General features: G+C 63.6%; 21 protein-coding genes. 5 read left to right on the top strand and 16 right to left on the bottom strand.

Translation table 11 applies throughout. The annotated features are described in order from the left end of the window. Positions 1-7 precede the first annotated feature (7 nt). Genes GO615_RS19075 through rpsB form a run of 10 tightly spaced genes read right to left on the bottom strand, consistent with a single transcriptional unit; the run spans position 8 to position 10161 of the window. Positions 8-511, bottom strand: a complete 504-nt coding sequence (locus GO615_RS19075) for an OmpH/Skp family outer membrane protein (RefSeq protein WP_169130937.1) — start codon at positions 509-511, stop codon at positions 8-10. Positions 512-545: 34 nt separating this feature from the next. Next, positions 546-2897 carry an outer membrane protein assembly factor BamA gene (gene bamA, locus GO615_RS19080; protein ID WP_169130939.1) on the bottom strand — a complete coding sequence of 784 codons (2352 nt, stop codon included), beginning with the start codon at positions 2895-2897 and terminating at the stop codon, positions 546-548. A gap of 7 nt (positions 2898-2904) precedes the next feature. After that, positions 2905-4269, bottom strand: a complete 1365-nt coding sequence (gene rseP, locus GO615_RS19085) for an RIP metalloprotease RseP (protein ID WP_169130941.1) — start codon at positions 4267-4269, stop codon at positions 2905-2907. Then, complete coding sequence (gene ispC, locus GO615_RS19090) at positions 4266-5468, bottom strand: 1-deoxy-D-xylulose-5-phosphate reductoisomerase (RefSeq protein WP_169130943.1); 1203 nt, start codon at positions 5466-5468, stop codon at positions 4266-4268. Before ispC ends, rseP begins: the two co-directional genes overlap by 4 nt. Positions 5469-5471: 3 nt before the next feature. Then, a complete protein-coding gene (locus GO615_RS19095; protein ID WP_169130945.1) occupies positions 5472-6299 on the bottom strand; it encodes a phosphatidate cytidylyltransferase in 828 nt (275 codons plus the stop codon). Next, the gene (uppS, locus tag GO615_RS19100; protein ID WP_169130947.1) at positions 6286-7101 is read right to left on the bottom strand and encodes a polyprenyl diphosphate synthase; all 816 of its coding nucleotides are present in this window, start codon (positions 7099-7101) and stop codon (positions 6286-6288) included. The genes GO615_RS19095 and uppS overlap by 14 nt, the downstream gene beginning before the upstream one ends. Before the next feature lie 49 nt (positions 7102-7150). Then, positions 7151-7708 (bottom strand): ribosome recycling factor, encoded by a 558-nt coding sequence (gene frr, locus GO615_RS19105; RefSeq protein ID WP_169130949.1) that lies wholly within the window; start codon positions 7706-7708, stop codon positions 7151-7153. 10 nt (positions 7709-7718) lie between these two features. Beyond that, a complete protein-coding gene (gene pyrH / locus GO615_RS19110) occupies positions 7719-8435 on the bottom strand; it encodes a UMP kinase (protein WP_169130985.1) in 717 nt (238 codons plus the stop codon). Positions 8436-8445: 10 nt separating this feature from the next. Continuing rightward, a complete protein-coding gene (gene tsf / locus GO615_RS19115) occupies positions 8446-9351 on the bottom strand; it encodes a translation elongation factor Ts (RefSeq protein ID WP_169130951.1) in 906 nt (301 codons plus the stop codon). A gap of 54 nt (positions 9352-9405) precedes the next feature. Beyond that, a complete protein-coding gene (gene rpsB, locus GO615_RS19120) occupies positions 9406-10161 on the bottom strand; it encodes a 30S ribosomal protein S2 (protein WP_169130953.1) in 756 nt (251 codons plus the stop codon). A 282-nt stretch (positions 10162-10443) separates the two neighbouring features. Here rpsB and map point away from each other — a divergent pair, with 282 nt between their 5' ends. Continuing rightward, the gene (gene map, locus GO615_RS19125; protein ID WP_169130955.1) at positions 10444-11259 is read left to right on the top strand and encodes a type I methionyl aminopeptidase; all 816 of its coding nucleotides are present in this window, start codon (positions 10444-10446) and stop codon (positions 11257-11259) included. 22 nt (positions 11260-11281) lie between these two features. Continuing rightward, entirely contained in the window at positions 11282-13861 is a 2580-nt protein-coding gene (locus tag GO615_RS19130) for a [protein-PII] uridylyltransferase (RefSeq protein ID WP_169130957.1), read from the top strand. 67 nt (positions 13862-13928) lie between these two features. On the opposite strand, the gene GO615_RS19135 is transcribed toward GO615_RS19130, so the two are convergent. The 6 genes from GO615_RS19135 to GO615_RS19160 form a co-directional block, all read right to left on the bottom strand. Continuing rightward, positions 13929-14435, bottom strand: coding sequence for a TIGR00645 family protein (locus GO615_RS19135; RefSeq protein WP_169130959.1), 507 nt, complete (start codon positions 14433-14435; stop codon positions 13929-13931). 206 nt (positions 14436-14641) lie between these two features. Then, a complete protein-coding gene (locus GO615_RS19140; RefSeq protein WP_339380083.1) occupies positions 14642-15703 on the bottom strand; it encodes a DUF8744 domain-containing protein in 1062 nt (353 codons plus the stop codon). A 78-nt stretch (positions 15704-15781) separates the two neighbouring features. Next, entirely contained in the window at positions 15782-16081 is a 300-nt protein-coding gene (locus GO615_RS19145; protein WP_211167229.1) for a metal-sulfur cluster assembly factor, read from the bottom strand. A gap of 319 nt (positions 16082-16400) precedes the next feature. Then, entirely contained in the window at positions 16401-17597 is a 1197-nt protein-coding gene (locus GO615_RS19150; protein WP_169130962.1) for a glycosyltransferase, read from the bottom strand. A gap of 283 nt (positions 17598-17880) precedes the next feature. After that, positions 17881-18690 carry an alpha/beta fold hydrolase gene (locus GO615_RS19155; RefSeq protein WP_211167226.1) on the bottom strand — a complete coding sequence of 270 codons (810 nt, stop codon included), beginning with the start codon at positions 18688-18690 and terminating at the stop codon, positions 17881-17883. Then, positions 18659-19750, bottom strand: coding sequence for a M14 family metallopeptidase (locus tag GO615_RS19160; RefSeq protein WP_339380084.1), 1092 nt, complete (start codon positions 19748-19750; stop codon positions 18659-18661). The genes GO615_RS19155 and GO615_RS19160 overlap by 32 nt, the downstream gene beginning before the upstream one ends. A 437-nt stretch (positions 19751-20187) precedes the next feature. Between GO615_RS19160 and GO615_RS19165 the strand changes: the two genes are divergently transcribed. From GO615_RS19165 to GO615_RS19175, 3 genes are all read left to right on the top strand, one after another. Beyond that, on the top strand, positions 20188-20445 hold the full coding sequence (locus GO615_RS19165) for a hypothetical protein (RefSeq protein WP_169130969.1): 258 nt from the start codon (positions 20188-20190) through the stop codon (positions 20443-20445). Positions 20446-20713: 268 nt separating this feature from the next. After that, on the top strand, positions 20714-21397 hold the full coding sequence (locus GO615_RS19170) for an HAD family hydrolase (protein WP_339380085.1): 684 nt from the start codon (positions 20714-20716) through the stop codon (positions 21395-21397). Continuing rightward, positions 21394-22581 carry a glycosyltransferase gene (locus GO615_RS19175; RefSeq protein WP_169130973.1) on the top strand — a complete coding sequence of 396 codons (1188 nt, stop codon included), beginning with the start codon at positions 21394-21396 and terminating at the stop codon, positions 22579-22581. Before GO615_RS19170 ends, GO615_RS19175 begins: the two co-directional genes overlap by 4 nt. The last annotated feature ends 105 nt before the right edge of the window (positions 22582-22686 follow it).

The following is a 22686-nucleotide window of genomic DNA, read 5'->3' on the forward strand; positions in this document are numbered from 1 at the left end:
GTCCGCCTTACTTGGTATCGGCCAGCGCCTTGATCACCTTGTCGGTGATGTCAATCCGCGGGCTGGCGTAAACGGCTTCCTGAAGGATCACGTCGTACTTCTCGGCTTCGGCGATCTGCTTGACGGCGCGGTTGGCGCGATCGAGGACCGACGCGAGCTCCTCGTTGCGGCGCTGGTTGAGATCCTCGCGGAACTCGCGCTGCTTGCGCTGGAAGTCGCGGTTCAGGTCGTTGAACGTGCGTTCCTTGGTGCGGCGATCCGCTTCGGCCATCGTCACGCCATTGCGCTCGAGGTCTTCCTGGGTCGCCTGCAGTTCCTTCCCGAGGCGCTGGAGCTCCTGGTCACGCTTCTCGAACTCCTTCTCGAGACGCTGCTGGGCACGCACTGCCGGTGCCGCCTCGCGCATGACGCGATCGGAATTCACGAACCCGATCTTCGACTCGGCGAATGCCGTCGGAGCCGCAATGCTCAGAACGGCAGCGGCGAGAACGGACAAAGTCGTTGCTTTCACTTATCTCTCCAACGGATATCAGGGGGCGTGTCGGTCAGAACACCGAGCCCAGCTGGAACTGGAATTTCTGCAGATCGTCATCCTTTTCCTTCTTGAGCGGGATGCCGAGGCTGAACTTCAGCGGACCAATCGGCGAACTCCACGAGAAGGCCAAGCCGGTACTGTAGCGCAGGTCGGCCAGATTCGCCTTGTCCCCGGATGCCCACACGGTACCCGCGTCGATGAAGGCCGACATGCGGAAAGAGCGGTCCATGCCTGAGCCCGGTAGCGGGAAATAGAACTCCGCGTTGCCGATCAAGCGGCGGTTTCCGCCGAGCGAATCGCCGGTCGCCGAACGCAATACGCTGCCATCGGGATTCAGAATCGCGCGATTGTCCTTCGGGCCGATCGAACTCTGTTCGAAGCCGCGCACCGAGCCGATACCGCCGGCATAGAAATTCTTGTAGAACGGCAGTGTCTCGCCGCTATAGCCCTTGGCCCAACCCAGATCGGTGTTGAGCATCAGCGCATAGTCGCGACCGAACGGGAACCAGTGCTGGTACTGGTAGTTGAGCTTGGCGTACCTGAGCTCCCCCGGCGGCACCGCGACTTCGCCGAACACGCGCTGGAAATTGCCCTTGCGCGGATAGATCACGCTGTCGCGCGTGTCACGTGCCCAACCGGCCGACGCGAGCAGGCTGTTGACGGTGACGTTACCGACGCCGCTATCGTCGCTGCAACCCTGTTCCTTGCAGAAATCGATGTACTGGATCGGGCTGTCCGCGAAGGTCGTGATTTTCGTGCGGTCCACCGCAAGACCGAAGTTGATCGAGTCATCCTCGCCGATCGGATAGCCCATGCGCACGCCGGCGCCGGTCGACACGGTCTTGTAGGGTGCGACCGACAGCGTGTTCGACGGGTCGTAGGTGCGGTGGTAGAGATCCCAACCCAGACTCACGCCGTCGATCGTGTAGTACGGGTCGGTGAAGGACAGCGCATAGGTACGGCTCGACTTGCTGGTGTTGAGCGCGAGGGTCAGCGCATTGCCCGAGCCGAACAGGTTCTGCTGAGACACCGACGCCGACAGCACGACCTTCTCCGAACTCGAAAAGCCGGCACCCAGCGAGAGGTTGCCGGTCGCGCGCTCCTTGACGTTGAAGTTCACGTCGACCTGGTCGGTCGTGCCCGCCACGGCGGGGGTCTCGACGTTGACCTCCTCGAAGTGCCCCAGGCGATCGACCCGCGTGCGCGACCGGTTGATCTGTGCGGCGTCGTACCACGCGCCTTCCATCTGGCGCATCTCGCGGCGGATGACCTCGTCGCGGGTCTTGGTGTTGCCGCCGACGTTGATGCGGCGTACATACACTCGACGACCGGGGTCGACAAAGATCGTGAACGCGACCTCGCGCTTCTCCTTGTCGACTTCCGGCGCCGCGTTCACGTTCGCGAACGCGTAGCCTTCATTGCCCAGTCGGTCGGCCACCGCCTTGGTCGTCTCGGTCAGCTTCTCGCGCGAGAAGATCTCGCCCGGCTTGATCGCGACGAGCTTCTTGTACTCTTCCTCGGGCAGCACCAGGTCACCCGCGAAGCGCACTGCGGACACCGAGTAGCGCTCGCCCTCGGTGATGCTCAGGGTGATGTAGATGTCCTTCTTGTCCGGGGTGATGGATACCTGCGTCGAGTCGATGTTGAAATCGAGGTAGCCGCGGTTCAGGTAGTGCGAACGCAGGGTTTCGAGGTCGGCCGACAGCTTCTGGCGCGAATACTGGTCGTTCTTCGTATACCACGTCAGCCAGCCCGGCGTCGTGAGCTGGAAAAGGTCCAGCAGCTCCGACTCCTTGAAGGCCTTGTTGCCGATGATGCTGATCTGGCGGATCTTCGCGACATCGCCCTCATCGACCTTGAAGTTGATGCCGACGCGGTTACGCTCCAGCGGCGTCACGGTCGTCTCGATCACGGCGGCGTACTTGCCGCGGCTCAGGTACTGGCGCTTGAGTTCCTGTTCGGCACGCTCGAGCAGCGCGCGGTCGAAGATCCGCGACTCGGCGAGACCAACATCCTTCAGGCCCTTCTTCAGCGCGTCCTTGTCGAACTCCTTGACGCCGACGAAGTCGATCTGCGCGATCGCGGGACGCTCCTCGACCAGCACCACGAGGACATCGCCCTCGGCTTCGATGCGCACGTCCTTGAAGAACCCGGTGGCAAACAGGCCGCGAATCGCCTCTGCCGCCTGTGCTTCCGTGAAGGTTTCGCCGACACGCACCGGCAGGTAGTTGAAGACGGTACCGGCTTCGGTGCGCTGGATGCCTTCGACGCGGATGTCCTTGACGACGAACGGTTCAAATGCAAACACCGGGGCAGCGGCAAAAAGGGCCGCTACGAGCCCGGACAGGAGCTTCAGTTTCATCGGGGAGTCAGCCGGAAATGAGACGGGTTATGTCGTTGTAGAAGGCAAACGCCATCAGCATCGCAAGCGCGACCAGACCGATCTGCTGACCGATCTCCATGATGCGCTCGGGGATGGGACCGCCCTTGATAATCTCTATCACATAATACAGTAAATGCCCTCCATCCAGCACCGGGATGGGCAGCAGGTTCAGCACCCCGAGGCTGATGCTGATGAGGGCGATGAACTTCAGGTAGTGATCCAGGCCGAGCTTCGCCGACTGGCCAGCGTAGTCGGCGATCGTCACCGGACCGGACAAGTTCTTCCACGAAATCTCGCCGGTGATCATGCGCCCGATCATCTTGAGACTCAGCACGCTAGTCTCCCAAGTCTGCGCCAGCGCCTTACCGAGCGCATCTACCGGACCGTAGCGGACAACGGCAAACAGCGCCTCCCTGCCCGCACCGCCGTCGGCCACCGCCACCCCGATCTTGCCGACCTGGGTGCCACGTTCATCGACCGCATCCGGCACCAGCTTCAGCTCGATCCGCTGCTCGCCACGCTGCACCACCACCGCGATCGACTGTCCGGCGCGCTGGCGCACGCGTTCGACCAGCTCGCTCCACGACACGAGATTCTGCCCGTCGAGTTCGACGAAGCGGTCGCCCGGCAGCAAGCCGGCGCGTGCCCCCGCACCACCTTCGACGACTTTCCCGATGACGGGCGGAATTACCGGACGCCACGCCCGCAAGCCGACATTCGCAATCAGATCCTGCTCGCCATCCTCGATCTTCACGCCGGTGAGATCGAGCGACCGATAGGTTTCGACACCCTCCGCGGTGCGGACCCGCAGCGAGATCGCGCGCGCATCGAGTGCATGGCGCAGCAGCACCCAGCGCAGTTCGGGCCAGCTCCGCACGGCCTCGTCGTCCACCGCCAGCACCAGATCGCCGTCGCGGATTCCCGCAACCGCTGCGGGCGTCGCCGGACCGGTCACCGCGAGCTGCGGTTTGAGCTCCTCGGTGCCGGTCGCGAAGAGCCCCCAGTAAAGCACCACCGCGAGGAGGAAATTGGCGATCGGACCGGCGGCGACGATCGCAAAACGCTTGCCGACCTTTTGCCGGTTGAAGGCGCGAGGCAGCTCCGCGGGCGCGACGTCGCCCTCGCGCTCGTCAAGCATCTTCACATAGCCGCCAAGCGGGAAGACGGCGAGCGCCCACACCGTGCGATCGGCGCCCGCGGTCCAACTGAGTAGCGGGCGCCCGAAGCCGATGGAAAAGCGCAGCACCTTGACGCCACACCAGCGGGCGACGAGGTAGTGCCCCAGCTCATGGACCAGGATCAGCAGCCCGAGGGCCAGGATGAAGGGGATCAGGTATTCGAAAAGATTCATTGGCTCGTGCTGCGGGCGAGGATCTCCGTGCACGCCATGTCACGCGCCCGCGCATCCGCATCGATGATTGCATCGAGCGAGTCGACCGACAAGCCGTGCGCGCGTTCCAGCGTCGCCGAAATCACGTCCGCGATCCCGCGGAAACCAAGGCGCCCGTCGAGGAATGCCGCCACCGCCTCTTCGTTCGCCGCATTGAGCACCGCCGCCGCTGCGCCGCCCTCTCGAAGCGCCTGGTAGGCCAGCACGAGGCAGGGGAAGCGCTCGAAATCCGGGCGCTCGAAGGTCAGACGCGCGATCTCGAACAGGTCCAGCGGACGCACCCCTGCGTCGATGCGGTCGGGGTAAGCCATGGCGTGCGCGATGGGCGTGCGCATGTCCGGGTTGCCGAGCTGCGCCAGGACCGAGCCGTCGGCATACTCGACCATCGAGTGGATCACGCTCTGCGGGTGGACCACGACGTCTATGCGCTCTGCCGGCAGGCCGAAGAGCCAATGCGCCTCGATGACTTCGAGGCCCTTGTTCATCATCGTCGCCGAATCAACGGAAATCTTCCGCCCCATCACCCAGTTCGGATGCGCGCAGGCCTCCTCCGGCGTGACGCTGGCGAGGCTCTCCGCCGACCGCTCACGGAACGGTCCGCCCGACGCCGTGAGGAGAATGCGCCGGATACCGCGTTCATCGGCGTTGCGCCGAAAATCCTGCGGCAGGGCCTGGAACACGGCGTTATGCTCGCTGTCGATCGGCAGCAACTGCGCCCCGCTCGCGGCAACGGCATCCATGAACAGTGCGCCCGAAAGAACCAGCGCCTCCTTGTTCGCCAGCAGCACGCGCTTGCCGGCGCGCGCCGCGGCCAGCGTCGGAGCGAGTCCCGCGGCGCCGACGATCGCCGCCATGACCGCATCCACTTCCTCGTGGCGCGCAACCTCGATCAGCGCATCGGCGCCGTCGAGCACATGGGTCTTCCCCCCGACGCCATGCAGCCGCTCACGCAGCCGGGCAGCCGCGGCCGGATTCACCATCACCGCGAAGCGCGGCGAGAAGCGGACACACAGCTCGAACATCCGGTCGACGCTCTCCTGCGCCGTGAGCGCAAAGGCTTCGAAGCGGTCGGGATGACGGGCGATGACGTCGAGCGTGCTCATGCCGATGGAGCCCGTCGCTCCTAGCACCGTCACACGTTGCATTGTCGTATCAGGCATCGATCAAATTGCGAGCCAGAGGGCGGCGAGCCCCACCAGCGGGAGGGTTGAGGTGAGGCTGTCGATGCGGTCGAGGATGCCGCCGTGCCCCGGCAGCAAGGTGCCGCTGTCCTTGAGTCCGGCCTGCCGCTTCAGCAGGGACTCGAACAGATCGCCGATGATGCTCACCGCGGTGAACCCTGCCAGCAGCGGAACCAGTCCCGCGATGAGCGGAGTGCTTGTGATCGCCAGCGAAGAGCCCAGGGCCAACACGAAGCCGAAGACCGTGACGCCCACCACCGCCCCGCCGGCCCCTTCCCAGGTCTTTCCCGGGCTGATCTCCGGTGCAAGCTTCCGCCGCCCGAAAGCCCGCCCCGTGAAGTAGGCCGAAATATCGGCGATCGACACGGCAGCAATCACAGCCAGCAGCAGCAGCGGACTGACCGCGCGCAAATGCGCCATCGCAAGAGCAGGGGGAAGAAGCACGATGAGGCCGACCAGCATCGCACTCGCATTCCCCTGCAAACGCCATTTATGCTTCAGCCAGAACGGCACCACGGCAAGCCAGAACGCCGCACTGACACCATAGAAACCTAAAAGCCCGACCGGACGCTGCGGCGCATCGCTCGCGAGCCCGGCAACGGCTCCGAGCAGCAAGCAGGCTGCCCCCATCAACACGGCAAACGTGGCACGCCGAGCGCCCGCGAAACGTGCCAGCCCGCCCCATTCCCATGCGGCCCCTGCGCAGATCAGGCTGGCGAAAGCAAGCCACCCGAAGGGCGGAAGGAAGAATAGCGCGCCGAGCAGGACACCCAGCAGAACGAACGCGGTGATGATCCTAGTCTTGAGCATGATCGGCCGGGTTCCGGCCCACCTCATCCTGATTCGGAGCCTTTTCCGCCGCACACAACTGCTCGCTCGTGCGGCCGAACCGGCGCTCGCGGGACTGGTAGGACGCGATCGCGAGATCGAGCGCCTTCTCGTCGAAATCCGGCCAGAGCGTATCCGTGAAGTACAACTCCGAATAAGCCAGTTGCCACAACAGGAAATTGCTGATGCGCTGCTCGCCGCCGGTGCGGATGAAGAGATCCGGCTCGGGACCGTAGTTCAGCGACAGCTCTGCGCTCAGATCCTCTTCCGAGAACCCCGTTCGGCGCTCCGGGTCCTTCGCCAGCATGCGCTCGACCGCCTGCAGAATGTCCCAACGTCCGCCGTAGTTGGCGGCAATCGTGAGCGTAAGCCTGTCGTTGCGCGCCGTCAGCGCTTCGGCGCGGCGGATCATGTCGACGAGCGAGGGTTCGAAGCGCGAAAGATCGCCGATCACCCGAAAGCGGATGCCGTTCTCGTGCAGGCGATCGACTTCCTTCTGCAGCGAGCGCATGAAGAGCTGCATCAGGAACGAGACTTCGTCCGCGGGGCGACGCCAGTTCTCGGAACTGAAGGCAAACAGCGTCAGGTGCGACACACCCTTCGCCATGCACCCGCGGATCACGGCGCGAACGGACTCGACGCCCTTGCCGTGGCCGGCCACACGGGGCATGAAGCGCTTGCGCGCCCAGCGCCCATTGCCGTCCATGATGATGGCAATGTGCTGCGGAACGCCCGACACCTCCGGGATTTCGCGCGTGGAGCTGGTAAAGGGTTTACGCGCCATCAAGCGTCTCCCGCGTTGTATCCCGCCGACAGGTCCGATCCCGAGGGGATCAGATCTGCATCAGTTCCTGCTCTTTCTGTGCGAGCAGCTTGTCGATCTCGGCGATGTGCTTGTCGGTGAGCTTCTGGATGTCGTCCTGGGCGCGGCGTTCGTCGTCTTCCGAGATCGCCTTGTCCTTGACCGCATCCTTGAGCTGCTGGTTGGCATCGCGACGCAGGTTGCGCACGGCCACCTTGGCGTTCTCGCCTTCGTGGCGCACGACCTTCGTCAGGTCGCGCCGGCGCTCTTCGGTCAGGGCCGGCATCGGCACCCGCAGCATCTCGCCCATGTTGGCCGGATTGAGGCCGAGGTCGCTGTCGCGGATCGCCTTCTCGATCTTCGCCAGCATGGGCTTCTCCCATGCCTGGACGCCGATCGTGCGTGCGTCGACCAGGGTGATGTTGGCGACCTGGTTGATCGGCACGGGGCTGCCATAGTATTCGACCATCACGTGATCGAGCAGACCGGTGTGGGCGCGACCGGTGCGCACCTTGGCCAGGTCGGCCTTCAGCACCTCGATCGACTTGTGCATCTTCTGCTCGGTCGTTTTCTTGAGTTCGGCAATCATTCTCGAATCCTCAGGAATGAACCAGCGTGCCTTCGTCTTCGCCCAGCACGACGCGCTTGAGCGCACCCGCCTTGAAGATCGAAAACACGTTGATCGGCAGTTTCTGGTCGCGGCACAGCGCGAACGCGGTGGTGTCCATCACGGCGAGATTGCGGCCGATCGCCTCGTCGAAGCTGATGCGGTGGTAGCGCTGGGCCTGCGGATCCTTGTGCGGATCGGCGGTATATACGCCATCGACCTTGGTCGCCTTGAGCACGATCTGCGCAGCCATTTCCGACCCGCGCAGGGCTGCGGCCGTATCGGTGGTAAAGAACGGGTTGCCGGTACCGGCAGCAAAAATGACGACTCGGCCTTCCTCCATGTGGCGGATGGCACGGCCGCGGATATACGGCTCGACGACCTGGTCGATGCGCAGCGCGGACTGCACGCGCGCCTCGACGCCGGCACGGCGGAACGCATCGGCCAACGCCATGGCGTTCATTACCGTTGCGAGCATACCCATGTAGTCCGCGGTGGCGCGGTCCATGCCGGACGCTGCGCCTTTCATTCCGCGGAAGATGTTGCCGCCGCCGATCACCACACCGACCTGCACGCCGAGGCGGGTGACCTCGGCGATCTCGGCGACGATGCGGCTGACCACCTCTTCGTTGATACCGTACGCGTCGTCACCCATCAGGGCTTCGCCGGACAGTTTCAACATGATGCGCTTGTAGGCGGCGACACTCATCATGGACCTCTTACTTCTTGGCGGCAGCGGCTTGGGCGGCGACTTCGGCGGCGAAGTCGGTCACCTTCTTCTCGATGCCTTCACCCACGACGTAGAGCGTGAAGCTCGCGATCGAGGCATTGCGCGACTTGAGCAGCGCTTCGACGGTGAGCTTGTCGTCCTTGACGAAAGGCTGGCCGAGCAGGGTAACTTCCTTCAGGAACTTCTGCACCGAACCTTCGACACGCTTGGCGAGGATGTCTTCGGGGATCGCCTTGCCGGACTTGGCGGCGTCCTCGGCAGCCTTCTCGCGCGCAACGCGGCGCTCGGACTCGATCAGTTCCTGCGACACGCCGGAAGCGTCGAGGGCCCGCGGCTTCGACGCGGCGATGTGCATCGCCAGGTCCTTCGCCAGTTGCTCGTCGCCACCGACGAGGTCGATCAGCACGCCGATCTTGGCACCGCCGTGGATGTACGAGGCCAGGCTGCCCTTCGCCTCGACGCGCACGAAACGGCGCAGCGTCATGTTTTCGCCGATCTTGCCCACCAGCCCGGCACGCACGGATTCCACCGTACCGTCACCCAGCGGCAGGGCCGACAGGGCGGCAACGTCGGCCGGATTGCGCTCGGCGACCAGGGCGGCGCAATCGGCAGCCAGCTTCAGGAACTCGTCGTTCTTGGCGACGAAGTCGGTTTCCGAGTTGATCTCGAGGATGCTGCCGAGCTTGCCATCGGCGCTGATATTGATCGCAACGACGCCTTCGGCGGCAACGCGCGACGCCGCCTTGGTGGCCTTGCTGCCAAGCTTCACGCGCAGGATTTCCTCGGCCTTGCCCATGTCGCCAGCGGCTTCGGCCAGAGCCTTCTTGCACTCCATCATGGGCGCGTCGGTCTTCTCGCGCAGTTCCTTGACCATGCTTGCGGTGATTTCCGCCATGCTAACTCCTCAAATTCGTATGCATATCGGCCCCGATTTCGGGGCCGACGAAACTCAGGCCTGCTCGTCCGACGACGACTCGTCGACTTCGACGAACTCGTCCGAACCGGCGGCGACGATGTCCTGCAGAACCTGGCTACGACCTTCCAGCACGGCGTCGGCAACACCGCGGGCATAGAGGCGGATCGCGCGGGACGAGTCGTCGTTACCCGGGATCACGTAGTTGATGCCTTCGGGCGAGTGGTTGGTATCGACCACCGCGACGACGGGGATGCCGAGCTTCTGGGCTTCGGTGATGGCGATCTTGTGGTAGCCGACGTCGATGACGAACAGCGCGTCCGGCAGGCCGCCCATGTCCTTGATGCCGCCGATCGACTTCTGCAGCTTTTCCATTTCGCGCGACGCCATCAGCGCTTCCTTCTTGGACAGGCGCTCGATCGAGCCGTCCTCGACCATCGCTTCCATTTCCTTCAGGCGCTTGATCGACTGCTTGACGGTCTTGAAGTTGGTCAGCATGCCGCCGAGCCAGCGCTCGTCAACGAAGGGCATGCCTGCACGGCGAGCTTCCTCGGCGATGATCTCGCGCGCCTGGCGCTTGGTGCCGACCATCATGATCGTGCCGCGATTGGCGGACAGCTTGCGCACGAAGTCCATCGCCTCGTTGTACTTGACCATCGTCTTCTCGAGGTTGACGATGTGGATCTTGTTGCGCTGGCCGAAGATGTAGGGGGCCATGCGCGGATTCCAGAAGCGGGTCTGGTGACCAAAGTGGATGCCGGCTTCCAGCATCTGACGCATCGTGACGGACATTTGTACTACTCCGAACTATAAGGGTTGAGCCTCCGCCCGACATGGTCATTCGAGGATGACCCGAACCGTCCCGAGCACATGGCTGTTCGACGGACCCTCACGGCATTCTGCCGGGCGTGTGGATTTTGCCTGCCACCATTGGCAGCCAAGCCCGTGATGATAGCAGGTTCGCACCACCCCGCTCAAGATAGACATGCCGCTCACGCACAGGCGGCGCGGCCCGCATTTGCCGCAACTCCCACCATGCGCTAGCCTTTCTCATTTGCGTACCAACCCCAGAAAATGAGCATCACCATAAAGACGCCCGACGAAATCGAAAAAATGCGCGTTGCCGGCCGCCTTGCGGCCGAAGTGCTCGACTACATCGAACCCTTCGTCAAGCCGGGCATCACCACGGGCGAACTTGACCGCCTCTGCCACGACTACATGGTCAACGTGCAGCAGGCCATTCCGGCGCCATTGAACTACGCGCCGCCCGGATACACGCCCTACCCGAAGTCCATCTGCACCTCGATCAACCATCAGGTGTGTCACGGGGTCCCCGGCGACAAGGCGCTGAAGAAAGGCGACATCGTCAATCTGGACATCACCGTGATCAAGGACAGTTACCACGGCGACACGAGCAGGATGTTCATCGTCGGCGGAGACGCATCCATTCTCGCCAAGCGCCTGTGCCAGGTGACGCTTGAATGCCTGTGGCTGGGGATTTCGGTGGTGAAGCCCGGAGCCCGGCTCGGCGACATCGGCCACATCATCCAGAAGCACGCTGAAGGCAACGGCTTTTCGGTCGTGCGCGAATTCTGCGGTCACGGCATCGGCGCGAAGTTCCACGAGGAGCCTCAGGTGCTGCACTACGGCAAGGCGGGCACCGGGCCCGAATTGCAGGCTGGCATGACCTTCACGATCGAACCCATGATCAACGCCGGCAAGGCGGCAATCTCGGAGTTGCCCGACGGATGGACCATCGTCACGAAGGACCGGAGCCTGTCCGCGCAGTGGGAGCACACCATACTCGTGACCGATACCGGCTTCGAGGTCCTGACCCTGTCGCCGGGCTGCCCGCCCGCCCCTGCGATCGCCACGCCATCCGTCCGGTAACAGCCCACATGCCGAGGAAGCCATGAGCGCCATGTCGATCGATGACTTCCAGGCGGCGCTGGCGCATGCGCGCGAGCGCCTCGCAAACGGGAATGCCCGCATCCGCGCCGCCTACGAGGCCCATCCGGCGACGTCGACCGTGCTCAAGGGGCGCGCCCAGCTGGTCGACGAGGCGATCGTGCACCTTTGGCGCGCATGCGCCATGCCGCGCGACGTGGCATTGCTCGCCGTGGGCGGCTACGGACGTGGAGAACTCTTTCCGCACTCGGATGTGGACCTGCTGGTGCTTCTGCCGACCCCGGCCGACAACCCGCTGCAGGCGCGAATCAGCACCCTGATCGGGGCGCTGTGGGACGTCGGCCTCGAGATCGGCCAAAGCGTGCGCACGCCCGACGAATGCCTGGAAGCCGCCGAGGACGACATCACCATCCAGACCAACCTGCTGGAGGCCAGGCTGCTCGACGGCAACGCACATCTTTTCGAGGAGTTCGCCCGACGCTATCGGGAGCAGCTCGATGTGCGCACCTTCTACAAGGCGAAGCAACTCGAACAGGAAAACCGCTACGCGCGCTTCAACGACACGCCCTATTCGCTCGAGCCGAACTGCAAGGAGAGCCCGGGCGGCCTGCGCGACCTGCAGATGCTGGGCTGGATCGCACGCGCAGCGGGACTGGGCCGAAACTGGCGCGACCTGGCGCGGCGGCGGCTCATAACCGGCGCGGAGGCTAGCGAGCTGCGCAGCATCGAGCGCTTCCTGCAGCATGTGCGCATCCGCCTGCATTACCTGACGGGTCGGGCCGAGGATCGCCTGTTGTTCGACCACCAGGAAAAGCTGGCGCGCGCCTTCGGCATCGAGGCGACGGCGGCCAAGCGCGCCTCCGAAGTGTTCATGCAGCGCTACTATGTGAATGCGAAGAAGGTCACGCAGACCAACACCATCCTGCTGCAGAACTATGGCGCCGAGATCTTCCCCAACCGGGGCGGCGCCGCCTTCGGGATCAACGAACGCTTCCAGGCAGTGCGCGAACTGCTGGACATCCGCAGCGAAGACACCTTCGAGCGCTATCCGCAGGCGCTCCTCGAGTGCTTCCTGCTACTACAGCAGCGGTCCGAACTCAAGGGCATGACGGCGCGGACGCTGCGCGCACTGTGGCTGAACCGCACCCGCATCAATGCGGCCTTCCGCGCCGATCCGGCCAATCGTGCGCTGTTCCTGGAGCTGCTGAAGCAGAAACGCGGAATCGTGCACGAGTTCCGACGGATGAACCAGTACGGCATCCTGAGCCACTATCTGCCTGCGTGGCGGCGCATCGTGGGCCAGATGCAGCACGACCTGTTCCACGTCTACACGGTCGATCAGCATATCCTCATGGTCCTGCGCAACATGCGCCGCTTCACGATGGGCGAGCACGCGCACGAGTACCCGCTGATGACGCGCCTGATCCTGGGATTCGAGCGCCACTGGCTGCTGTACATCGCCGCCCTCTTCCACGACATCGCCAAGGGGCGCGGTGGCGACCACTCCCAGCTCGGGATGGCCGACGCACGGGAATTCTGCGAGCATCACGGCCTGCCGCCGGAGGACGCCGATCTCGTCATATGGCTGGTCGCACACCACCTCACCATGTCGCAGGTCGCCCAGAAGGAGGACACCTCCGATCCCGAGGTCATCCGCCGCTTCGCGGACACGGTGCAGACCGAACGGCGCCTCACGGCCCTCTACCTCCTGACGCATGCGGACATCCGCGGCACAAGCCCCAAGGTCTGGAACGGCTGGAAGGGCAAGCTGCTCGAGGACCTGTTCTTCGCCACGCAGCGCCTGTTGCGCGGCGCCACCCCCCAGCAGGCGCTGGGGCTCGACGACCGCCAGGAGGACGCCCGCGGGCTGCTCCGCTATCACGGCCTGCGCCCCGGCATCGAGGAAGCACTATGGACGCAGCTCGATGCGGTCTACTTCATGCGCCATTCCGCGGAGGAAATCGCCTGGCATACACGCGTCCTCTATTTCCGTCCGCTGAGCGAAGAACCGGTGGTCAAGGCCCGGGTTCTGGACGGCGACGAGGGCGTGCAGGTAATGGTGTTCACGCCCGACCAGAAGGACCTGTTCGTACGCATGACCGGTTTCTTCGGCCGGCTCGGGTTCTCGATCCTGGACGCCAAAGTGCACACGACGCGCCATGGCTACGCGCTCGACAGCTTCATCCTGCAGGATCCGGGCAATGCCGCACACTATCGTGACGTCGTCCAGCTACTCGAGCATGACCTGACCGAACGGCTCAAACATCCGGGACCGCCGGACCGCCCGACGCAGGGCCGGCTCTCCCGCCAGATGAAGCATTTCCCGATCACCCCGCAGATCAGCATCCAGCCCGACGAACCGGGCAAGCACTTCATCCTGTCCCTCGTCGCGGCCGACCGCCCCGGCCTGCTGTTCGCCGTCGCCGAGGTGCTCGCACGTTACGAGATTCGTCTGCACACGGCAAAGATCGCGACACTGGGCGAGCGGGCCGAAGACACCTTCCTGATCAGCGGGCCGCGCCTCACTCTCGACGGCCAGATCCTGCAGGTCGAACGCGAGCTGCTCGAACGCCTGCAGGTCTAGGCTCCCGGCGGAGGGCGAGGAAAACGGCTGCCTCCTCCCGGCACACGGACCGGACAGATGCGGGGCGTCAGTGCCCCTTGCCCTGCAGGCGGTCCATCAAGGCGTAGAGCACGCCGGACACCAGGAAGGTGACGTGGATCCCGACCATCCATGCGAGATGGCGGTCGCTCACGTTATCGACGTTGAGGAAGGCCTTCAGCAGCTCGATACCCGAAATTGCCACGATCGAACCGATCAGCTTGATCTTCTGGTCGGAGAAGCCGATATGTCCCATCCACTCAGGACGGTCGGTGTGCGAATGCAGATCCTCCATCTTCGACACGAAGTTCTCGTAACCGCTGAACATGATGATGATGAGCAGGCTCATGATCAGCGCGATGTCGACCAGCGACAGCACCCCGATGATCATCTCTGAGCCAGTCGCGCTCATGATGTGGCTGAAGAGGAACCAGACCTCCTTGCCGAACTTCACGAGCAGCACCAGCAAGGCCAGGATCAGTCCGAAATAGACGGGCGCCATCAGCCAGCGGCTGGCGAAGAGCATGTGTTCGAAGGCCGACTCGAGTCTTTTCATTTCTCAGGCAGAATTTATGCAGTGAATCAGGAGGGGCTGCAATTCTAGCAGCTGTCGCACGCCCACCTGGTCGGCCCCTGCGGCCTCCGATACATACTGCAACGCACCGGCCCCAACCCGACCGGCGGTAGCGGCCGCAGCGCGGGCTGCCACATTTCATACGCATGTAGCGAGTACCCGCTCAGCGTGCCCGGAATCGCTCGACCTCAGCCCCGCCCGGCGCCCCGGCCGCGCAGCACGCTCCCCACCATGGTCAGCACGAAGAGGAGAAGCGCGAACGCGTTGGCCATCCCTCCGATGCGCAGCAGCGCCCCTGCTTCGCCGCCGCCGATGCCCCCCGCGATGCGGACCACGAGTGAGAGATGAAGCAGCACCAGCGGCAGATAGAACACCGGATGATAGGGAATTCTGACCCGCGCGATGGCCGGGAAGATGATCGGAGCATGTCCGAACACCATCGCGAATACGAAACCGAGCGCGATCGCATGCAGGGCCGCATCGCGCAGCGGATGACCTGGCGCGAAGCCTCCCGCGAGCCCGATGAGCGCCCCTGCGGCCAACCACGCATAGCCGGACAACAGGCAGAGCGCAATGTAGCGAACGAGCCCGCGCTGTCGCGCGTTATGCCGCGCGATGTCGTAGCGCAGCAACCACAGCGATAGCGCCAAGAGTCCGGCAGCGAACAACACCAGCCCGTACGACGAGAACCACGCCGCGACGGCGCCGCCGAGCGTTGTCGCGATGGCGATGCGGAAAAGTGGCGCTGCCTCGCGCCGCGCGGGGAGAAAACGGGTGAGCTCGAGTCTCTCACCGGCAATCGTGACGACGAGAAACGCGAGCCACCACGGAATCGCGGTCTGGATCGAGCCACTTGCGGCCCAGGCCAGGTTTCCCGCCAGCCAGCACCCAGCCCCGACCGCCAGCGTGCGCGTGAACAATGCCGACTGCCGGCGCACGACTGCGATCGCGCCGCCGACGAGCACGCATGACGCGAGGACGAACAGCGATTGCGCCCACGGCAAGGGCAAGCCGGCAAGCAGCGCGACGCCCCCGATGCCGGAAAGCAGTGGTCCCAGATAGGCGATGGCACGCCCCAGCGCCACCGCCCGCTCTAGCCCGATGACGGTCCCGAAGAATGCACAGATCATCAAGGCAGCATGCCAACCGGCAAGCGCCGCCGCGGGTGCCGGCACGTCCGTACCCAGGCGTGCCAACCCCGCACCGACGCCAAGCACGAGTGACAGCATCCCCAGCACCAGCAACGGCACGCGCGGAACGTTCCGCGAATCAGAACTCACCACGCACCCTCCCTGCCCCAGCTCCCCCGCGTACCCGGTAGTGCATGCTTACCAACCGAAATGACCGCGCGCATCCTTGTTCATCATCTCCGGGGACCATGGCGGCTCCCACACGAGATTGACCACGACACCGATCTCCGGCGGCAGGGCCGCATCCAGTGCCGCATCGATGTCGCTCATGATCATGTCGCCCATGGGACACGCAGGCGAGGTCATCGTCAGACGGATTGAAATCTGCCCGGGGGTGATGTCTATGCCGTACACGAGGCCGAGATCGATGATATTGACCCCGACCTCGGGGTCGATAACCTGCCGCAGCACTTCCCTGACGGATTCCACGTCGGGCATTTCCGGCATGGTAAACCTCCTCTTGGGTCGAATTCGAACGTCGGATTATGAGCTCGAAGGCCCGAAATATTCCAATCCCGTCAGCAACGGTTTGAATTTCAGGCAGACGGAAGTGCCGCCCGGACAATGCGCGGGGCAGGACGTTTTACGCGAAAAGGGCAAAAAAATCGCGCAAGAAAATAGAACAGACGCCTAGGGTCGTCTGGGATCAAACTGATGACAGCTGGAGCCACAAGACTGGGCGACAGGCCAATAACTCAAACACTTACGTCATTTTTTTTCAAAACAACGTCGCGCCAAACCCATTAACGGCGCGGAACTACGGCGGAGTTTTGAGAGGTCCGTCGGGCCTACCGGATGTAGACCTCGGAGAGCACCACAGCCCTGCGTAGAGCGATGCCAGTCGCGAGGCCATGGCCATGTCCGTCCATTCTGCGCTGAACCGCCGCGCCTCACCGGCTAGCTGGCGTTGTCGGATCTGGTCCCTCATCAATCCGATCACGGTTTGGCTGAACGCACTCACGTTATCTGCCGCAGCGATAGCCCCCCGCCCGGGCGCCAAGATGTCGATGGTTCCCATCGCCGCCAACCCTATGACCGGCACGCCCGCCGCCATTGCTTCGAGCAGCACCAAGCCCTGTGTTTCCGTGCGAGACGCGAACAGGAAGACGTTGGCCGCCGCGTAGCAATCGCTCAACGCTCTGGGGCGCTGCAGATTGCCGACGAAACGGACAAACGCTTCGCTCCCATCGTGCGCCACTCGCCGCCGAAGAGCGGCGAGCGCAGGCCCCTCACCACATATAACCAACAGGAAGTCCGGCACGGCTGCGCGCACTTCGCGAGCGACGTCGAGCAAGAATCCGATGTTCTTTTCGTGCGCCACGCGCCCGACGAAGAGCGCCAGGGGCGTAGCTGCGGATATCCCCCGCGCGTGTCGGAATCTATCGCCATTCCCGTTCTGGAACCGCGAAAGAGGAATTCCGGTAGGCAGCACTTGAAGCGGCGTCCGGACCCCGTAGGCCAGCAGCCGATCGCGCATTGCCGTGGAGGGCACGATTACCGCGTCGACCTCGTTGCATTGCGCACGCGACACCTTGCGTGCAAGAAAACTCAGCAGTTGTCTGGGAACGAATGGCGCGTAGTGATGCAGGTATTCCTCGAAGAGCGTGTGATAAGTCAGCACGAGCGGAAGTCCGAGCGCGCGGGCGGCAATACGTCCCGCGTAGTGGGCCAGGAACGGCGTCTGCACATGCACCACGTCGCACTGCTCCGCCTCGCGAAGTGCCGCGTCTCGAATTGCCCGCCAAGCCACGATCCGGTCCTCGGGGTCGCGGGGCACGGAACGACCCGGTACGCGGACGACGCCGTCCTCCTCCACCTCGTTGCCGTAGCGAGGCACGACCAGCCGTACCTCCACGTCGAACTCGCGCAGTGCCCTGCGGAAGGTTTCAATCGACGTTGAGACACCGTTGATCCGGGGAAAGTAGACGTCCGAAATCATGAGCACGCGTTTCATTCCGTCAGCGTGACGCCGGTTCGTTACAGCCGGTTGAAGGACAACATCACAGAATCGCCACACGACCGTAACGTACCCGTTGCGCCGGCCGCCTGAGCGCGATCAACATGAATACGGTCGATGTCAGCTATGTCCGTCCCGACACTCGTTTGCATGTCGCGCTCGTGACGGAAACCTAGCCGGTAACACTACGGATGAGTCAATGCCGGGGTCAATTTACGGTGTCGCCTGACACGGCCAGGCCGACACAACTGCCGGATCGCACCAAGGGGCAGGCCACCCTTCATTCGGCGTCGCAGGCACAATCGGAACGCGCCACCCATTCCCGCACCCGCGCGGCAACCCACGGGCCGTCATCGAGCGGTATGTCGTGCCCCGCGCGGGGATGGATTCTGATCGCACAGTTCCACGCGCGAGCAAGCGCCCGGGAGCAATCTGCGTGAACCAGTCCGTCGTTACGGCTCGCAAGAATCAACACGGGCGTCCCGAGACTGTCGCCGGGGGCACGAAATCGCGCAGCCGCGCGAAGCTGGCGCCACGCGTTTTTCCGCGTGACCGGATATTCCGTGCGGAACACAATCCAGGAATCCAGCACGTCTGCCGCGCCGACGCGTAGCCGGCTCGTCAGGGCGAGGATCCTTTCCTCCCATTCGCGCCCGCTTCCCCCGAACAGTGCCAGCTTCAACAGCGGAAGATAGCTGCGCGGGCGCAGACGTTTATAGAAGGGACTGAACGGTCGCAAACTGGTATTGATCAGCACGCAGCGGGCGACGTCGCCCGGACACGCATGCGCCCAAGCCACGGCGACCATGGCACCGAGCGACATCGCGAGCAGGTTGTAGGGGGGCTCTATGCCGAGCCGCGATAAGGTCTTCCGGCAATAGGCGGCCATCTCGCGCACGTCGGAAGGGCTGCTCAGGCGATGCAGCGAACCGTTACCGGGCAGATCGATCGTCACCACACGCGAGTCCGGCATGGTTCGCCGGAAAACGTCTACAAAGTCCCCCCAGTGACGACTTTCCCGCGTAAGGCCCCGGAGGAAGATCCAAGTCTTCACCGTATCACCGGTACCAGTGGTCGAGCGCAAGTGCATGATGGTTCGTGCGCGCGTCCCCCTCGGGCAGCCACAGCCGGCAGCTGCAGGTCGCCCGCGAGAGGAAATCCAGCAGCGAGAGGTGGTGACGAAGCACGCGCTGCTGCCGGTGTGCGACCTGAGGATTGAAGATGCCCTGACGGGAGAATAACTGGCGCGGATTCTTCTTGATCCACAACCACGCCCCCATCTCCAGCGTCAGCGGCAGGAAAACCCGCCCGTCGGTCTCGCACGCGCGCAGGTGCAGGAAATCCCACAGGTCGCCATGGGTAAGGTATTGGCGACTTTGCGGTTCGAAGACGTAGGGATGATGCGTATGCGTCTGGCGAAAGATCTCTTTCAATGCATGGATTTCCGCGAGATGGCGCAGCGGTGTGCGCGTGTGAGCGTACGGAAACCAGATGCGATCGATCAGGCCGAATCCGGAATGGCAGTCGAGCGCGATGCTGAAGTCCCTTGAGAGCAGTTCGTGGACAACGATGTCGCACAGGGCGCGACTCTCGGTTTCCATGGCCTTGTTTCGATGACCGCGGTACCAGGGCAAGCGGGAGCTGATCCGCTGTCCGCCGAGCAGCAGCGGAACGCGCTCGTGCGCGTCGAGGGGCGCATTGCGCATGAGGTCGACGCCGTTTGGGTTGGCGCGCGTGCCGCGCCACATGCCGCCAGGGTTGACGAGGGGCATGAATACGAGGCGAACCGACTCCAGCTGCCGATGCAGGGTGGAATCCCAGCGCAAGCGCATCACGAGATGTTTCAGGTATGCGATCACGACGTCGGCGCCGATCCTTTCGAGCCCGTGCACGCCGCCGAAGAAGCCAATCGCAGGCACCTCACGGTCCGGATTGCCCAATGCGATCGCGTAGAGCGGGAATCGGGCTCCTCCGCCGCCATCGATCTCGGCCACGACGCGCGTCTCGAGGTAGCGATTCCCCGCCTCGATGACGTTTTCCAGTTCGGTCAGCTCGGAAATCGCAGAATTCGCCACGATCGGATCGTCAGAAGAGACTGAATGGAAGGACAGGGCGGCCAGCAGTGAAGATCCGGGCGAAAATGCCGTCACTCCCTGGTCGCGCGAGCGTCACCCCACTGAAACGCGATTGCCATATTCCCTTGATAGGGTGGGCACCGTCAGTCATCGCAGACCCCCGGGAGCGCCAATGAGGTGGAGATTCTTCGATCTGCAACGAATCATCGATGAGATGTTCGTCGACGACTGGCTCTATCCGTGGCAGGCGGATGCAGTGACCGCCACGGTCTCGCAATGAACGTCCTGCTACACCGCGCCGGGCGGAGCCTCCGCTCATCGCCTGGCAGCTTGCTGGCGCTCGACCTTCCGGGACAACCCGCAGCGCAAAGCCCGATCCCTGCTCCCTCGGGCGGCATAGCGGCAATCGCACGGGACGACCTCGCTGCATCCAATCCTCCCCGAACCAAAGGCGAACGCTCAGCGTTCGGCGAACATTGAATGCAATCTCTTGCCGAAACCCATTCGAACGCATGGAAAAGCTGAATTCGATGTCGGAAACGCTGTTTTGTCACTGCTGTCGCATTCACCACCCGCGCGCGGACATGTGCCGCTATCTCACCCGACTCGGTTACCGGTGGCGCTGCCGGCGCTCGGTCGAAGCGGCGCAGGGCAGCGTCGCCGATCGTGACGCGTTCGGCAGGCAGCAAACGCAGATCAACCGTGATCTTGCGCGTGACCGCGCGAAACGGCAATTCCTGTCCATGCAGGAACGGCAACTATTGCTCTGACTCCCTTCTGCCGGTCGGCTCGACCGTGAGTTCCGTCCGAAAGGCCTGGTCACGCAGGATTCCAGAACGGCCTCGCCTCCCCCGATCCCACGCGCTGGGCCATCGCCCTGGTCGTCATGGCGATTCCGCATTGCGCGGTCCTGTGGATGACACTTGCACCGCGCGGCGGGCGATCCGCCGCGAGCATTTCTGAAGGACTTGTCATTGCTCTGTCACACCAGTTGGATAGCTTGACCCTGTGACGACTTATCCAAATCGCGACCGTCTGGTGATCTTCGATGCCGATGGCACGACCATCGACGCGTTCCATGCGGTCGAACAAAGTTTCCTTCGCCACGGCATGGCTCTCGGTGACCTCGAGCGATTCCAGAAGCGTCGGAAGTTGTTCAAATACCTTGGCGGCCTGCGCGAATTTCCGAACAACCTGCGGCGCCAGTTCGGCAAGCAAAGCCGCAAGCACCTGCTATCGACCTTGACCGAATTCTATCGGTACGAGGCTTCCCTGTACCCCGGCATTGAGTCATTGCTGCGGACGCTTCTGGCTACACCCGACGTGCGCATCGGCATGGTCACGCGCAACGTCACCATGGAACCGGAAGAAACGCTTTCCCGCCTCTTCCGCCGGCACGGGATCGACACGCGCGAATTCGATTTTCTCCTCTGCCTTCCCTTGCGCGAGGACAAGACGCCGCATTTCCGGCGCACGCGGGAACGCTATGCGGTCAACCCCGCCCGTGCCTATGCCTGCGGTGACGAGTACAGCGACTATCGGGCCGCAATCGGGGCGGCGATGTGCCCCTTCGTCGTGGCCTACGGTGCGGAGGACCGGCTGCGCCTGAAGGACGCCTTCGACGTCCCGGAGGAATGCATCGTGCCCTCCCCCGAGGAATTCTGCAGCCGGCTGCTGCACGCCCTGGATCTCCCGAGCCCACGAAACCCGGAGCAAGGATGAAAACCGTCGACCTGATCTACTTCAATGCCGGGGGCGGGCATCGCGCCACCGCCGTTGCCCTCGGCGCCGTGCTGCGAGAGCGCAAGCCGGATTGGCAGGTGCGGCTCGTAAATCTCTTCGAAGTCCTCGACCCACAGAACCGGTTTCGTGCCATCACCGGCAGCGCTCCGGAAGACTGGTACAACAAACGCCTGGCGCGCGGATGGACGATCGGCATGGCCCAGGAACTCAAGCTGCTGCAAACCTGCATCCGGCTCGCTCACGGCCCCCTCGTGAAGCAGCTCCAGCAACATTGGGCCCAAACCGAACCTGATTTGGTGGTTTCACTGGTCCCCAATTTCAATCGCGCGATGTTCGAGAGTGTTGCGTCAGCACTACCGGGCGTGCCCTATGTAACGGTGCTCACCGATCTCGCCGACGTTCCCCCGAATTTTTGGATCGAACCCGATCAGGCCCAGCATTTCATCTGCGGCACACCCAAGGCAGTCGAGCAGGCCCGCGCCCTGGGGCATGCCGATGAGCGCATTCATGCGACCTCGGGGATGATCATCCGGCCGGATTTCTATGAAGTGAGCGATTTCGACCGCGTTCGGGAGCTGCGCCGCCACAGACTCGACCCGTTGCGGCCGACGGGCATCGTCCTTTTCGGCGGCCATGGGTCGAAAGCGATGCTGGGCATCGCGCGGAAGCTCGCCGAAACGACGCAACTGATCCTCGTCTGTGGCCACAACAAGTCACTCGCCCGCCAGCTACGCGCCTTGCCGCAGGGGGCTCCCAGGCTCGTCGTCGAATTCAGCCCGGACATCCCCTACTACATGCGACTCGCGGATTTCTTCATCGGCAAACCCGGTCCGGGGAGCATCAGCGAAGCCGTGCAGCAAGGCCTGCCTGTCATCATCGTGGACAACGCCTGGACCATGCCGCAGGAGCGCTATAACGCCGAGTGGGTTCGCGACAACCATCTCGGCATCGTCCACGGCAGCTTCCGCACGATCGACCGCGCCGTCGCCGAATTGTTGAGCCGACTCGAGGAGTTCCGCACCAGTGTGCGCCGCATCGACAATCGCGCCCTTTTCGAGGTGCCGGAGATCCTTCACGACATTCTCGATGACGCGAGCCGCATTCATTCCGATGAAGCGCAGGCCGCGTGCCATCCACCGCGATTCCTGCGCATACCGTCGTGAAGACGAAGGGCAGCATCAGCCCTCTCCCGTTCGGATCTGCTCGGTCACGAGATGGGTGAGCGAGCTATTCCACCAAGCCTGCGCCCAGATCATCGAGCAATGCCA

Source organism: Aromatoleum evansii, from assembly GCF_012910805.1.
Lineage (GTDB): Bacteria > Pseudomonadota > Gammaproteobacteria > Burkholderiales > Rhodocyclaceae > Aromatoleum > Aromatoleum evansii.

Coding starts and splice junctions, on each gene's coding strand:
- bamA (WP_169130939.1), bottom strand. CDS start 2,897: ATGAAACTGAAGCTCCTGTCCGGGCTCGTAGCGGCCCTTTTTGCCGCT.
- rseP (WP_169130941.1), bottom strand. CDS start 4,269: ATGAATCTTTTCGAATACCTGATCCCCTTCATCCTGGCCCTCGGGCTG.
- ispC (WP_169130943.1), bottom strand. CDS start 5,468: ATGCCTGATACGACAATGCAACGTGTGACGGTGCTAGGAGCGACGGGC.
- GO615_RS19095 (WP_169130945.1), bottom strand. CDS start 6,299: ATGCTCAAGACTAGGATCATCACCGCGTTCGTTCTGCTGGGTGTCCTG.
- uppS (WP_169130947.1), bottom strand. CDS start 7,101: ATGGCGCGTAAACCCTTTACCAGCTCCACGCGCGAAATCCCGGAGGTG.
- frr (WP_169130949.1), bottom strand. CDS start 7,708: ATGATTGCCGAACTCAAGAAAACGACCGAGCAGAAGATGCACAAGTCG.
- pyrH (WP_169130985.1), bottom strand. CDS start 8,435: ATGAGTGTCGCCGCCTACAAGCGCATCATGTTGAAACTGTCCGGCGAA.
- tsf (WP_169130951.1), bottom strand. CDS start 9,351: ATGGCGGAAATCACCGCAAGCATGGTCAAGGAACTGCGCGAGAAGACC.
- rpsB (WP_169130953.1), bottom strand. CDS start 10,161: ATGTCCGTCACGATGCGTCAGATGCTGGAAGCCGGCATCCACTTTGGT.
- map (WP_169130955.1), top strand. CDS start 10,444: ATGAGCATCACCATAAAGACGCCCGACGAAATCGAAAAAATGCGCGTT.
- GO615_RS19130 (WP_169130957.1), top strand. CDS start 11,282: ATGAGCGCCATGTCGATCGATGACTTCCAGGCGGCGCTGGCGCATGCG.
- GO615_RS19135 (WP_169130959.1), bottom strand. CDS start 14,435: ATGAAAAGACTCGAGTCGGCCTTCGAACACATGCTCTTCGCCAGCCGC.
- GO615_RS19145 (WP_211167229.1), bottom strand. CDS start 16,081: ATGCCCGACGTGGAATCCGTCAGGGAAGTGCTGCGGCAGGTTATCGAC.
- GO615_RS19150 (WP_169130962.1), bottom strand. CDS start 17,597: ATGAAACGCGTGCTCATGATTTCGGACGTCTACTTTCCCCGGATCAAC.
- GO615_RS19155 (WP_211167226.1), bottom strand. CDS start 18,690: ATGCACTTGCGCTCGACCACTGGTACCGGTGATACGGTGAAGACTTGG.
- GO615_RS19165 (WP_169130969.1), top strand. CDS start 20,188: ATGGAAAAGCTGAATTCGATGTCGGAAACGCTGTTTTGTCACTGCTGT.
- GO615_RS19175 (WP_169130973.1), top strand. CDS start 21,394: ATGAAAACCGTCGACCTGATCTACTTCAATGCCGGGGGCGGGCATCGC.